We start from the raw sequence: 13,177 nt of genomic DNA on the forward strand, positions 1-13,177 counted from the left end.
CCATGCGGGATTGAAAGATACCACTGTTCTCGTCGCCGACGAGACCGCCGTCGGCCAGCGCCTCGACCAGTGGCTCTCCGCCCGGATGGGCGAAGCCATGTCGCGAAGCCGGCTGCAGGCGCTCATCCGCGAAGGAGCGGTCAGAGTCGGCGGATCGACCGTCACGGAACCGAAACGCAAGCTCGCGGCGGGCGAGCGCATCGAACTCCTCCAGCCCGAACCGGAGCCGGCCGAGCCTCAGGGCGAAGAGATAGAACTCGCCGTGCTGTTCGAGGACGACCACCTGATCGTCATCGACAAGCCGCCCGGCCTCGTCGTCCATCCCGGTGCGGGAAACTGGACCGGGACGCTGGTCAACGCGTTGATCCATCATTGCGGGGCATCGCTCTCCGGCATCGGCGGCGTTCGGCGGCCCGGCATCGTGCACCGGCTGGACAAAGACACGAGCGGCGTCATGGTGGTCGCCAAGACCGACGCCGCGCATCGGGCTCTGTCAGAGGCGTTCGCCGACCATGGCGCCGCCGGCGAGCTCGAACGTGCCTACGCGGCACTCGTCTGGGGCGCTCCGCGCCGCGACAGCGGGATGGTGGACACGCATCTCGGCCGCTCGGGCCGTGACCGCACCCGCCGGGCCGTGGTGAACCCGCAGCGCCCCGACGCCCGCCACGCGGTGACGCACTACCGGATCGAGGAGCGGTTCGTCTCGCCCGAAGCCGAGGAAGTCGCCGCACTGGTCGAATGCCGCCTCGAGACCGGCCGCACGCACCAGATCCGGGTGCACATGGCCCATATCGGCCATCCGGTCATCGGCGACCATGATTACGGACTGGCGTTCCGTACCAAGGCGAACCGCCTGCCCGAGCCGCTGCGGTCGCTGGCGAAGAATTTTCCACGCCAGGCGCTGCATGCGCGAATGCTTGCCTTCCGCCATCCTGCGACATCGGAGATCATGCGGTTCGAGACGCCCCCGCCCGCGGATATGGGGGAACTTTTGCAGGCGTTCCGCAGTTGGGTTTGAGGACGACAGGTTCACGGATTGTTCACTTGAGCGTGACACATCGTATCCGGCGGTAAGATACCGTGAAATCGCCTTGATTGTTCTTATATTGAAGCTTCGGTCGTGGTGCGTCCTATGCACGGCCGCGTCCGTTCGCCCGCCGGGGGACCCGGGGGCGCATGACAAGAAGGAGGGGTGCTATCATGGCCCAGTCACTACCAAGTATCGTTTCCGGTGAAGGCGGTCTTTCACGCTATCTGGAAGAGATCCGCCGATTCCCGATGCTGCAGCCGCAGGAAGAGTACATGCTCGCCAAGCGTTTTGCCGAGCATGGCGACACCAATGCGGCGCACAAACTCGTCACCAGCCATCTTCGTCTCGTCGCGAAGATTGCGATGGGCTATCGCGGCTATGGCCTGCCGATCGGCGAAGTCGTCTCGGAAGGCAATGTCGGCCTCATGCAGGCCGTGAAGAAGTTCGAACCGGATCGCGGTTTCCGTCTCGCCACGTACGCCATGTGGTGGATCAAGGCGTCCATCCAGGAATACATCCTGCGCTCGTGGAGCCTCGTGAAGATGGGCACCACCGCCAATCAGAAGCGCCTGTTCTTCAACCTGCGCAAGGTGAAGGGCAAGATCCAGGCGCTCGAGGAAGGCGACCTGAAGCCAGAACAGATCACCGAGATCGCCACGCGGCTCAACGTCAGCGAAGAAGAGGTGATCTCGATGAACCGCCGGCTGTCCGGCGATGCTTCGCTCAATGCGCCGATCCGCGCGACGGAAGGCGAATCGGGCGAATGGCAGGACTGGCTCGTTGACGACAGCCAGTCTCAGGAAGACATGCTCGTCGAGCAGGACGAACTCGACAATCGGCGCGGTCTTCTGAAGTCCGCCCTCATGGTCCTCAACGACCGCGAGAAGCGCATCTTCGAGGCGCGGCGCCTGTCGGAGGACCCTCTGACGCTCGAGGAACTGTCGGGCGAGTTCGACATCAGCCGCGAGCGCGTGCGCCAGATCGAGGTACGGGCCTTCGAGAAGGTTCAGGACGCCGTCAAGGCCGAAGCCAAGCGACAAGCCCAGGCGCTGCGGCCGATCGAGTCGGCGGACGCACACGCCTGACCCGAACGCGCAGAAGCGAGAAATCCGACCCCGCCTTCATCGGCGGGGTTTTTCTTTTGCAAAGACTGCGGATGTGAAAGCTTGACGGTCAGCCGCTGGAGGCGTTCTGCCACGCGGTGAGCGCCTGCTCGAACACCTTCTCTCCGGGAATGCCCTTTTCCATGGTGATCAGTGCACGCCGGCCGGACTTGTAGACGATCGGGACGTCAATCCAGTTCTGCCGGCGCAGCAGCGCGGTGTTCGCGTCGGCCGCGGGCTTGTCGTCGTTGAGCGCAATCAGGAAGAAGCCGTCCGCGATCTTGGCGGGAATCCCCTGCAGCGGATTGCCCGCCGCCTCTTCCGTCTGCTTCATCGTCATGCGCAGCACGTTGTCGATCGCGCCGCCGTCGAAATTGTCGGGCGTGATGAAAATGAGTTCCACGATGTGGCTTGCGGGCAAAGAGTCGTCGGCGTTGCGGCGAATAGTCATACGCAGCTTGATGTCCTTGCCCGGAATGCTCGCCTCGGCGTGAATGGCCGGCTCTGGCGGCAGGTCTCCGCCGGGGGACTCCTGAACGAGCGACCAAACAATCGAGCCGGGTTCGGCCGATCCCTGCGCCACGCTGGTGCGTTCCTCATAGAAGATCGCCCGTTGCCCGACCGGAACGGCCGTCTCTCCGGCCGCGGGCGTTTGAGTGTCTGCCGCCTGCGCGGCGGCGGGGACGGTGTCACCGGCGGGTTGCGTCGCGGACGCCACGGACGTGCCCTCGCCAATCGATGCCTCGCCAGATGCGGGACCCGGGTCGATCTCGCTCCCGTCGGGATTCAGACGCTGGGTGTATTTCTGCAGCTCCTCCTGGGCGGCGGTTTCTTCGGGGAGAACTTCCTCGGCGGGCGGCGCGGCGGCGACCTCGACGGCCGCCGTTTCGCTCTCGACCGGAGTCTCGGCCGGCTCCTGGAGCGGTTCAGCGTCAACGGCCGGCTGGACCGCCGCCACCTGCTCGCTGTCGCCGATCAGTTCTGCGAAACTGTCCCGGTTGAGCCACATCGCATAGCCGGCCCCACCGAAGACGATGATCGCTGCGGCCGCACCTGCAAGCCACTTTACCAGGCCGGAGCGTTCGCGGCGGGGGGGAGGTGGCACATCCTCCGGCTCCGGAAGCGGATGATGTCCCGGCTCGGCGAGATCCGCCGACGGGTCGGCGTAGGACCGCTCCCCATGCGGCGCGGGGAAGTCGTCGTCCACCTCCGGCAGTTCGACGCCCTCGGGCGGAACCAGTTCCGCGCCTTTCAGCGGGGACGGATTGACGTTCGGGGCGGCGGTCGCCTGTTGCGGCTTCGTCGCGGCTGCGATTGCCGTGGACGACGCGCTGGCTGCCGCGGCCGGGGCGGACGCCGGTGATTTCGACTTCGACAATCCCGCGAAAAGCGCGTCGAGTTCGGCCAGTGGATCGTCGTCGCCGACAGGCGCGATCGCGGTCGACGAATACTCGGCCTCGATCTGCCTGATCGCATCCTCGAGCGCCTTGCGCTGGCGATCCGCAACGGCCGGCGGGGGCGGCGGGTTCAGCGCCGCGAGCTTCGCGCCCACCGTCGCCCGCGCCTTCTTGTAGACCTTTTCGCGGACTTCGGGTGTCGTTTCCCCGAGACCGTCGATGGTCTTCTTCAGAACCGCTACGAAATCCGCCATCTAACGTTGACCTGTATTCCTTTCCCGATCGGAGGATGCCAAGAGGAGGTCGCCTCGCCGGGGTGCCAAAACTAGTCTTGAAACGGGTCCGTCACAAGTATCGTGTCCCCGCGCTCCGGACTGGTCGAAAGCAGCGCCACGGGCGCCCCGATCAATTCCTCGACGTAGCGGACATACTTGACGGCCTGCGCCGGAAGGTCGTTCCAGCTGCGCGCTCCTCGCGTGGTGCCCTTCCAGCCTTCCAGTGTCTGGTAGACCGGCTCGACGCGCGCCTGGGCGCCCTGGCTCGCCGGCAGATAGTCGATCGGTTCGCCGTCGAGCATGTAGCCCGTACAGACCTTGATCTCGTCCAGCCCGTCGAGCACGTCGAGCTTCGTCAGCGCGATGCCGGTTATGCCGTTTACCGCCACGGCCTGCCGCACGAGCACGGCATCGAACCAGCCGCAGCGGCGTTTTCGCCCCGTGACGACGCCGAACTCGTGGCCGCGCGTGCCGAGGAACTCGCCGATCTCGTTCACCTGCTCGGTCGGGAACGGGCCTTCGCCGACGCGCGTCGTGTAGGCCTTGGTGATGCCCAGCACGTAGCCGATCGTTCCCGGCCCCACGCCGGAACCGGTCGCTGCCTGCCCCGACACGGTATTGGAGGAAGTGACGAACGGATAGGTGCCGTGGTCGATGTCGAGCAGGGTTCCCTGCGCGCCTTCGAACAGGATACGGTCGCCCGCCCGGCGCGCATCGTCGAGGATCTTCCAGACGCGGTCCATGTAGGGCAGCACCTTGTCGGCGACCGCGCGCAGTTCGTCCATCGCCGCCTCGTGGGAGACTTCCGGATGTCCGAGGCCGCGCCTCAGAGCATTGTGATGCGTCAGCAGTCGGTCGACCTTGCCCGACAGTGACTCCATGTCCGCCAAATCCATGACCCGTATCGCCCTGCGTCCGACCTTGTCCTCGTAGGCCGGTCCGATGCCCCTGCGGGTGGTTCCGATCTTCGTTCCCGAGTTCGATGCCGCGTCCTCACGAAAACCGTCGAGTTCCCTGTGCAGCGACAGTATCAACGCGGTGTTTTCGGCGATTTTCAGGCGCTCGGGCGTTACGTCTACGCCCTGTTCCTTCAATCGTCCGACTTCGGCGACGAACGCGTGCGGATCGAATACCACGCCGTTGCCGATTACCGAGAGCTTCCCGGGGCGCACCACGCCGGAGGGAAGCAGCGACAGCTTGTAGACCTTGCCGTCGACCACCAGCGTGTGGCCGGCATTGTGGCCGCCCTGGAACCGGACGACGAGATCGGCGCGCTCCGACAGCCAGTCGACGATCTTGCCCTTGCCCTCGTCGCCCCATTGGGAGCCGACGACCACAACATTGGCCATATGGGTATTTCCTTCCTTGAGCCGGCTACCGCCGCGAAAAAAGACAGGCCTCTATAGCGACACACGGTCTGCGGTGCGACCCCGATGTTCGCGAAGGAGGTGATGGAAATAGGCTTCCCGGCAGATTTTCACGATCGAAAGGCGCGGCATCTATTCCTGGCAGCCGCTCAGGCGGAATACGTCCCAGGGAACGATGCTCACCCCTTCCGCTCCGTATATACGGGAATGGCGCACGGCCGGCCCGAAATCGGGCAGGAGGATCTGTTCCGCAGCGTCCTCCCCTACATCCGGGAGGAGGGCGACCTCGCCTTCGCCCCCGACCGAATAGAGCACGCCCTGCCAAACGGTGCAGGCGGCGAGTTCGTCGCCCGTGACGTCTCCTTCAGGGCACTGGTCCATGGCGATGCCCATCGGCCGTGGAGTGCCCTGGGTCCAGAGCACCACTCCGTCCAGAACGACTTCATTCTGCGAAAACACGGTCCGAAACTCCATCGTCTGGACGGCCGACCCCGCCGGCGGCGGGCGGAACTCGATCGACGCGGAGTTCTCGCGTTCCGAATAGACGGCGAGTTCCTGGGGGCAAGCCGCCCACGCGGCGGCCGCCGCCAGGCAGCCAGCGACCGTCACGCAGACGCGGATGGTCGCGCCGCTCCGCGATGTGTGGCCGATCGCGTGCTCCGTCAAGCGGCCGGAATCCCGGCGCTCATCAGCTTCGCCAGCATCATCAGGAGGCCGATGATCGATACGGTCCAGACACCGGTCCGCAGGACCGGGATGCCGGCCGCGAACACGGGGACGTAGATCACGCGCGCGATCAACCAGATCCATGCGCCGGTCGCTCCGTAGCCGCCGGCCTTGCCCGTGACCGCCAGCGCCAGCGCGAGTGCCACGAAGGCTCCATAGGTCTCGACGTAGTTTCGCAGGCCGCGGGTCAACCGGTCGGTCAGATGCGACAGGGGACGCGCCTCGTCGCGCGGCGACATCGCGTAGCCGAGCCCGCAATCCTTCGCCAGCGCGAGCGTCTGGGCGACGATATGCACGAGAAGTAGGATGACGCTCCAGGCCAGAACCGTCATCTCGGCCGAAGCCGCTGCCGTTTCCATGTGATTCCTCCCCACGAGAGACCGGCCGCTATCGTCCGGTTCCGCCGGGTCAGTTTACTCCCGCCGCATGACGATTCCAATGGCGGATCACTCGCCTCAGCGATCGGACAGAGCCAGCCTCAGTCCGAAGCCGGCGAAGGCAAGGGCGACCGTGCGGCGCATCCAGGTCATCACCGTCTCGCTGCGCAGGATTCGTTCGCCCACCATCGCGGCGAAACTCCCGTAGACGACGAAAACCGCGAAGGTCATGGCCATGAAGACGCCGCCCAGCGTCAGCATCTGCGCCACCGCGGACACCGCGCCGGGATGGATGAACTGCGGCAGGAAGGCGAAGAAGAAGACCGACAGTTTGGGATTGAGGATGTTGATCAGGAAGCCGGTCCGGATCACGCCGGCCATGGAGTGCCTTTGCGCACCTTCGCGCGGCGACAGTTGCAGCGCGCCCGAATCCCGCAGCGTCTGCCAGGCCAGATAGAGGAGGTATGCCGCTCCCGCGTACTTCAACGCCTGGAACAGGAGGGCGCTCGTATGCAGGATCGCCGCGAGACCGGCGACAGAGGCGAGGATTGCGGGAATGATGCCGAGCGTGCAGCCGAAGGCAGCGGCGATGCTGGCGGCGCGGCCCGACGAAAGGCCGGTGGCGACCGTGTAGACGACGCCGGTCCCGGGGATGAGAACGACGACGAGCGAGGTAATCAGGAATTCCACCGTCATCGGATCGATTGCCTCAAGTCAGCCGTATATGCGTTCGCCCTCTGTCGACAATCATTAACACAGCGCACCCCGTCTATGCGAGAAGCGCGGCCCGTTCTTCGGCCTCAGGGTCGCGCTTTTGCCTGTGGCCTACAGATCCAGAACGAGACGCTCCGGATCCTCCAGGCTTTCCTTTACCCGCACGAGGAAGGTCACGGCTTCCTTGCCGTCGACGATGCGGTGGTCGTAGCTGAGCGCGAGATACATCATAGGGCGGATGACGATCTGGCCGCCGACCACCATCGGCCGCTCCTGGATCTTGTGCATGCCCAGGATGCCCGACTGCGGAGCGTTGAGGATCGGCGTCGACATCAGAGAACCGTAGACACCGCCGTTGGAGATGGTGAAGGTGCCGCCCTGCATATCGGCCATGGAAAGCTTGCCGTCGCGCGCTGCAACGCCCAGGCGACCGATCTCCTTCTCGATCTCGGCGATCGACATCTGGTCGGCATCGCGCACGACCGGAACGACGAGACCCTTGTCGGTGCCGACGGCGACGCCGATGTGGGCATAGTTCTTGTAGATGATGTCGGTGCCGTCGATCTCGGCGTTGACCGCCGGGATCTCCTTCAGCGCATGCGTCACCGCCTTGGTGAAGAAGCCCATGAAGCCGAGCTTCACCCCATGCTTCTTCTCGAAGACGTCCTTGTATTTGGACCGCAGGTCCATCACCGCCTTCATGTCCACCTCGTTGAAGGTGGTCAGCATTGCGGCGGTCGCCTGCGCGTCCTTGAGCCGGCGCGCGATCGTCTGGCGCAGTCGCGTCATCTTCACGCGCTCTTCGCGGTTCTCGTCCTCGGCGGGCGCCGGGGCGCGGGGCGCCGTGGGCGTCTCGGAGGGTTGCGAGGGGGCACCGCGCGCGATTGCGTCGAGAACGTCGCCCTTCAGTACCTGACCGCGTTTGCCGGTGCCTTCCAACTGCTCGGCGGAAACGTTCTTCTCGGCCATCAGCTTGGCGGCCGACGGGGCGGGCGGCATGTCGCGCTCGGTCGGGGCTCCGCCGGCGATCTGCGCGGTCCGCTCCTCGGCGTCCTTGAGGGAGGCGGAGCCGCTGTCGCCGGAAGCCTGCGCGATCGAGGTCCTTTCCGAGTCGGCTTCCTTTTCCTTCCTTGGCTCCTTGGGAGCGGAGGCAGGCTTCGATCCCGCGCCTTCCTCGATCATGCCGAGCAGCGCACCGACGCCCACCGTCTCGCCGTCCTTGGCGGTCCTCTCGCCCAGCGTGCCTGCCGCAGGAGCCGGCACTTCGAGCGTGACCTTGTCGGTCTCGAGTTCGAGCAACGGCTCGTCCTGCGCCACGGCGTCGCCGACCTTCTTGAACCACTTTCCTATCGTGGCTTCGGTTACGGATTCGCCGAGCGTGGGGACGCGGATTTCGGTAGCCATGATATCGTTTCCGTTGCCTTCGAAGGGTTGGCGGATCGCCTATTCGCCGAGCGCGTCCTCGAGGAATGCCTCGAGTTGCGCCAGGTGCTTGGACATGAGGCCCGTGGCGGGTGAAGCCGCCGCGGGCCGGCCGGTGTATCGTACGCGCTGGTGCTTGGCATCGATATGCGCAAGCACCCATTCGAGGTAGGGATCGATGAAGGCCCAGGCACCCATGTTCTTGGGCTCCTCCTGGCACCAAACCATCTCCGCGTTGCGGAAGCGCGACAACTCCGTGATCAGCGCCTTGGCCGGGAAGGGATAGAGCTGCTCGACGCGCAGGAGATAAACATCATCGATGCCACGCTTCTCGCGTTCCTCGTAGAGGTCGTAGTAGACCTTGCCCGAGCACATGACGACGCGGCGGATCTTCGAATCCTTGACCAGCTTGATCGGCTGGTCGGCGAGTAGCTGGGCATCATCCCAGAGAAGGCGGTGGAAGGAGCTCTCGCCCGACATTTCCGAGAGCGTCGACACCGCGCGCTTGTGGCGCAGCAGCGACTTCGGCGTCATCAGGATCAGCGGCTTGCGGAAATCGCGCTTCAGCTGACGGCGCAGGCTGTGGAAATAGTTGGCCGGCGTGGTGATGTTCGCCACCTGCATGTTGTCTTCCGCGCACATCTGCAGGAAGCGTTCCAGCCGCGCCGACGAATGTTCCGGTCCCTGGCCCTCGTAGCCGTGCGGCAGCAGGCACACGAGGCCCGACATGCGCAGCCACTTGCGCTCGCCCGACGAAATGAACTGGTCGAACACGACCTGCGCGCCATTGGCGAAGTCGCCGAACTGAGCCTCCCATAAGGTCAGCGCACGCGGTTCGGCGAGCGAATAGCCATATTCGAAGCCCAGCACGGCCTCCTCCGAGAGCATCGAGTTGATGACCTCGTAGTTCGCCTGCTGTGGCCCGAGATTGTTGAGCGGAATGTAACGGCCCTCGTCGCGCTGGTCATAGAGGACCGAGTGGCGCTGCGAGAAGGTACCGCGCTCGGAATCCTGGCCGGAGAGCCGCACCGGATTTCCTTCGAGCAGGATGGCGCCGAAGGCCAGCGCTTCCGCCGTCGACCAGTCGATCCCTTCGCCCGCCTCGATCGCCTGCCGGCGGTTCTCCAGGAACCGCGCGATTGTCCGGTGCGGTTCGAATTCCTTGGGGACTTCCGTCAGTTTCTTGCCGATTTCCTTCAGCGTCTTCATCGGCACGGCCGTCTTGCCGCGCCGCTGCTCGTCCTGATTGTCGGCGCTGCGCAGGCCCGACCAGGCACCGTCGAGCCAATCCGCCTTGTTGGGCTTGTAGGCCTGTCCGGATTCGAACTCGGCTTCCAGATGCGCGCGCCAGCCCGCCTTCATCCGGTCGAGTTCCTCCTCGGTGATCAAATTCGCATCGACCAGCCGCTTGCCGTAGATCTGCACGGTCGACTGGTGCGAGCGGATCTTCTTGTACATCAGCGGTTGGGTGAACGAGGGCTCGTCGCCCTCGTTGTGGCCGTAGCGCCGGTAGCAGAACATGTCGATGACCACCGGCTTGTGGAACATCATGCGGAATTCGGTCGCGACCTTGGCCGCGTAGACGACCGCTTCCGGGTCGTCGCCGTTCACGTGGAAAATCGGCGCCTCGATCATCTTCGCCACATCCGACGGATAGGGCGAGGAGCGCGAGAAGCGCGGATTAGTGGTGAAACCGATCTGGTTGTTGATGATGAAATGCAGTGTGCCGCCGACGCGGTGCCCGCGCAGACCAGACAGGCCAAGGCACTCCGCAACGACGCCCTGGCCGGCGAAGGCGGCGTCGCCGTGCAGCAGCAGCGGCAGGACCCTGGAGCGCTCCTCGATCGGAACGACCTCCTCGCGTTTGCGGCCGAACACCTGATCCTGCTTGGCACGCGCCTTGCCCATGACGACCGGATTGACGATCTCCAGGTGCGACGGGTTCGCCGTCAGCGAGAGGTGCACCTTGTTGCCGTCGAATTCGCGGTCGGACGAGGCGCCGAGATGGTACTTGACGTCGCCGGAGCCTTCGACGTCGTCGGGGTTTATCGAACCGCCCTTGAACTCGTGGAAGATCGCCCGGTGCGGCTTGCCCATCACCTGCGACAGCACGTTGAGGCGGCCGCGGTGGGCCATGCCGAGCACGATCTCCTTCAGCCCCATCGACCCGCCGCGCTTGATGATCTGTTCGAGCGCGGGGATGAGCGCCTCGCCGCCGTCGAGGCCGAAGCGCTTGGTGCCCTTGTACTTCACATCGATGAACTGCTCGAAGCCCTCGGCTTCTATCAGCTTCTGGAGAATCGCCTTCTTGCCGTTCTCGGTGAACTCGATGCCCTTGTCTGGACCTTCGATGCGCTCCTGAATCCAGGCCTTCTCGTCGGGGTTGGAGATGTGCATGAATTCGACGCCGATGGTGGAGCAGTACGTCCGCTTCAGGATGTCGAGCATCTGCCGGATCGTGGCAAACTCCAGGCCCAGCACATTGTCGAGGAAGATCGGGCGATCGTAGTCGGCCTCGGTGAAGCCGTAGTTCTCCGGCGAAAGCTCGTTGTAGTCCTCCTGCGGCTTGGCCATGCCGAGAGGATCGAGATTGGCGTGAAGGTGGCCGCGCATGCGGTAGGCGCGGATCATCATGATGGCGCGCACTGAATCGCGGGTCGCTTGATGGACGTCCGCCTCGGCGACGGCCTTGCCGTTTGCCGCGGCCTTCTCACGTGTGCGCTTGTCGAAGTGCTTTTCGACCGTGCCCCAGTCGCCGTCCAGTGCCGAGACCAGTTCGCCGTTCGCCTTGGGCGGCCAGTTCGGCCGCTGCCAGGAGGCGCCGCGGGCATTCTTGCGGACGAGATCCGCCTCATCCTTCAGCCCACCGAAGAAATCCCGCCATTCCTCGGTGACCGACGAGGCGTCGTCCTGCCAGGATGCGTAGAGTTCTTCGATGTAGCTGGCGTTGCCACCGTAGAGGAACGATGTGAGAGAAAACCGGTCGTTGGCCTGATCCTGCCGTGCCATTCTATGTGCCTTGCCGGAGCCCGCGCTCCGTCTCCTTGTGATTGCGGCGTTCCTTCGCCGCTGTTTCGCGGTCTCGTCGCCCGTCTGTCCCTCACGCACCGGCCGCTGGCGCGGCCAGGAAACCCATATCAGCCCTTGATGGCTTCAAGCAGCGTCTGACCGAGCCTGGCGGGAGACGGCGAAACCCGGATGCCGGCCGATTCCATGGCCGCGATCTTGTCCTCGGCGCCGCCCTTGCCACCCGAGATGACCGCACCCGCGTGGCCCATCGTGCGTCCCGGAGGAGCGGTACGGCCGGCGATGAAACCCGCCATCGGCTTGCTCCGGCCCTTCTTGGCCTCGTCCTTCAGGAACTGCGCGGCGTCTTCTTCGGCCGAACCGCCGATCTCGCCGATCATGATGATCGACTGCGTCTCGTCGTCCGCCAGGAACATCTCCAGCACGTCGATGAACTCCGTTCCCTTTACCGGGTCGCCGCCGATGCCGACAGCTGTCGTCTGGCCCAGGCCCGCGTTCGTGGTCTGGAACACCGCCTCATAGGTAAGGGTTCCGGAACGCGAGACAACGCCCACCGAGCCCTTGCGGAAGATGTTGCCCGGCATGATGCCGATCTTGCACTCGTCGGGCGTAAGCACGCCGGGACAGTTCGGCCCGATCAGCCTCGACGAAGAGCGGTCCAGCCTGGCCTTCACCTTGACCATATCCATCACCGGAATGCCCTCGGTGATGCACACGATCAGCGGAATCTCCGCCTCGATCGCCTCGACGATCGCCGCGCCCGCGCCTGCCGGCGGCACATAGATGACGGTAGCATTGGCCCCCGTCTTCTCCTTGCCTTCGGCCACCGAGGCGAAGATCGGCAGCGTCTCGCCGCGCGATCCGGTCCAGGTTTCCCCGCCCTTCTTGGGATGCGTTCCGCCGACCATCTTGGTCCCGTGATAGGCGAGCGCCTGTTCGGTATGGAAGGTGCCGGTCTTGCCGGTCAGGCCCTGAACGAGCACCTTGGTGTCTTTGTCGACGAGTATGGACATGAGGCGATCGGTCCCCGCTTCAATTGTCAAAGGAAAGGATTGACGGCTCGCACGGAGCCGTAAACCTGATTGTGGTTGAGGTCTTCGGTATAGAATATCGGCGCGCCGAGGCGATCGGCCGCGGCGAGCAGCGCGGCGTCGTAGTACTTGAGCTGATATCGGCGGGCCAAGGCGAGACCGGCGGCGACATAGGTCTGGTCCACCGGTACGAACGGGAAAGTGCCGAGGAACGCCAGCCACCGGTCGATTTCCGAATCTTCGAGCAGGCGCTTGCGGCGGGACACGTTCGCGAACTCGGCCAAGCTCTGTCCCGACACTCCGAAAAGCGTCCCAAGGACGAGACCGAGCGCGATATCGAAGCGGCGAGGATCAAGATTCCTCTCCGAAGCCGCGTAGAGGAGGACGTTCGAGTCGAGAAAGCATTCGATCTTCTCGTTCGGCATAGTTTTCGTCGCGGCTCCACTGGAAAGGCTGGCTGCTACCCCCCCGTGCCTGTTTCTCCTCGATGAGCTTGCGCATGCCTTCGCGCGCCCAGGCGATACGATCCTCCTGCTCCACCTCGTGTTGCAGCAGTGAGCGCACCATCGCGTTTAGCGACGTCTTGCGTCTGTCCGCAAGATCGCGGGCTTTTCCCAGAAGGTCCTCGTCAATGGCCAGCGTGATGTTCTTCATGGACATCTCCACATAATCCCACAGGGTATATATGTGGAAATAAGTGGAGCGAAG

At 64.5% G+C, this 13,177-nt stretch carries 12 protein-coding genes; 2 read left to right on the forward strand and 10 right to left on the reverse strand.

The window, feature by feature from the left end; genetic code table 11:
* Positions 1-10 precede the first annotated feature (10 nt).
* Together ABGN05_RS10860 and rpoH are read left to right on the forward strand one after the other, a co-directional pair.
* Positions 11-1,018 (forward strand): RluA family pseudouridine synthase, encoded by a 1,008-nt coding sequence (locus tag ABGN05_RS10860; RefSeq protein ID WP_367954025.1) that lies wholly within the window; start codon positions 11-13, stop codon positions 1,016-1,018.
* A gap of 182 nt (positions 1,019-1,200) precedes the next feature.
* Positions 1,201-2,115, forward strand: coding sequence for an RNA polymerase sigma factor RpoH (gene rpoH / locus ABGN05_RS10865; protein WP_367954026.1), 915 nt, complete (start codon positions 1,201-1,203; stop codon positions 2,113-2,115).
* Between the two features lie 88 nt (positions 2,116-2,203).
* Here rpoH and ABGN05_RS10870 read toward each other — a convergent pair whose 3' ends face one another.
* The 10 genes from ABGN05_RS10870 to ABGN05_RS10915 form a co-directional block, all read right to left on the reverse strand.
* Entirely contained in the window at positions 2,204-3,784 is a 1,581-nt protein-coding gene (locus ABGN05_RS10870; protein ID WP_367954027.1) for a hypothetical protein, read from the reverse strand.
* Between the two features lie 71 nt (positions 3,785-3,855).
* Positions 3,856-5,154, reverse strand: coding sequence for an adenylosuccinate synthase (locus ABGN05_RS10875; RefSeq protein ID WP_367954028.1), 1,299 nt, complete (start codon positions 5,152-5,154; stop codon positions 3,856-3,858).
* A 150-nt stretch (positions 5,155-5,304) separates the two neighbouring features.
* The gene (locus tag ABGN05_RS10880; protein ID WP_367954029.1) at positions 5,305-5,838 is read right to left on the reverse strand and encodes a hypothetical protein; all 534 of its coding nucleotides are present in this window, start codon (positions 5,836-5,838) and stop codon (positions 5,305-5,307) included.
* Entirely contained in the window at positions 5,835-6,257 is a 423-nt protein-coding gene (locus ABGN05_RS10885; protein ID WP_367954030.1) for an MAPEG family protein, read from the reverse strand. The genes ABGN05_RS10880 and ABGN05_RS10885 overlap by 4 nt, the downstream gene beginning before the upstream one ends.
* Positions 6,258-6,353: 96 nt before the next feature.
* Positions 6,354-6,971, reverse strand: coding sequence for a LysE family translocator (locus ABGN05_RS10890; protein WP_367954031.1), 618 nt, complete (start codon positions 6,969-6,971; stop codon positions 6,354-6,356).
* Between the two features lie 129 nt (positions 6,972-7,100).
* Positions 7,101-8,393 (reverse strand): 2-oxoglutarate dehydrogenase complex dihydrolipoyllysine-residue succinyltransferase, encoded by a 1,293-nt coding sequence (gene odhB / locus ABGN05_RS10895; RefSeq protein WP_367954032.1) that lies wholly within the window; start codon positions 8,391-8,393, stop codon positions 7,101-7,103.
* A 39-nt stretch (positions 8,394-8,432) separates the two neighbouring features.
* Positions 8,433-11,420, reverse strand: a complete 2,988-nt coding sequence (locus tag ABGN05_RS10900) for a 2-oxoglutarate dehydrogenase E1 component (protein WP_367954033.1) — start codon at positions 11,418-11,420, stop codon at positions 8,433-8,435.
* A gap of 128 nt (positions 11,421-11,548) precedes the next feature.
* Entirely contained in the window at positions 11,549-12,451 is a 903-nt protein-coding gene (gene sucD, locus ABGN05_RS10905) for a succinate--CoA ligase subunit alpha (protein WP_367954034.1), read from the reverse strand.
* A gap of 26 nt (positions 12,452-12,477) precedes the next feature.
* Positions 12,478-12,894: a PIN domain-containing protein gene (locus ABGN05_RS10910; RefSeq protein ID WP_367954035.1), complete on the reverse strand. Its 417-nt coding sequence runs from the start codon at positions 12,892-12,894 to the stop codon at positions 12,478-12,480.
* Positions 12,821-13,123, reverse strand: coding sequence for a hypothetical protein (locus ABGN05_RS10915; RefSeq protein ID WP_367954036.1), 303 nt, complete (start codon positions 13,121-13,123; stop codon positions 12,821-12,823). Before ABGN05_RS10915 ends, ABGN05_RS10910 begins: the two co-directional genes overlap by 74 nt.
* Positions 13,124-13,177 lie beyond the last annotated feature (54 nt).

It is taken from the genome of Aquibium pacificum (genome assembly GCF_040839445.1).
GTDB classification, from domain to species: Bacteria; Pseudomonadota; Alphaproteobacteria; order Rhizobiales; family Rhizobiaceae; genus Aquibium; species Aquibium pacificus.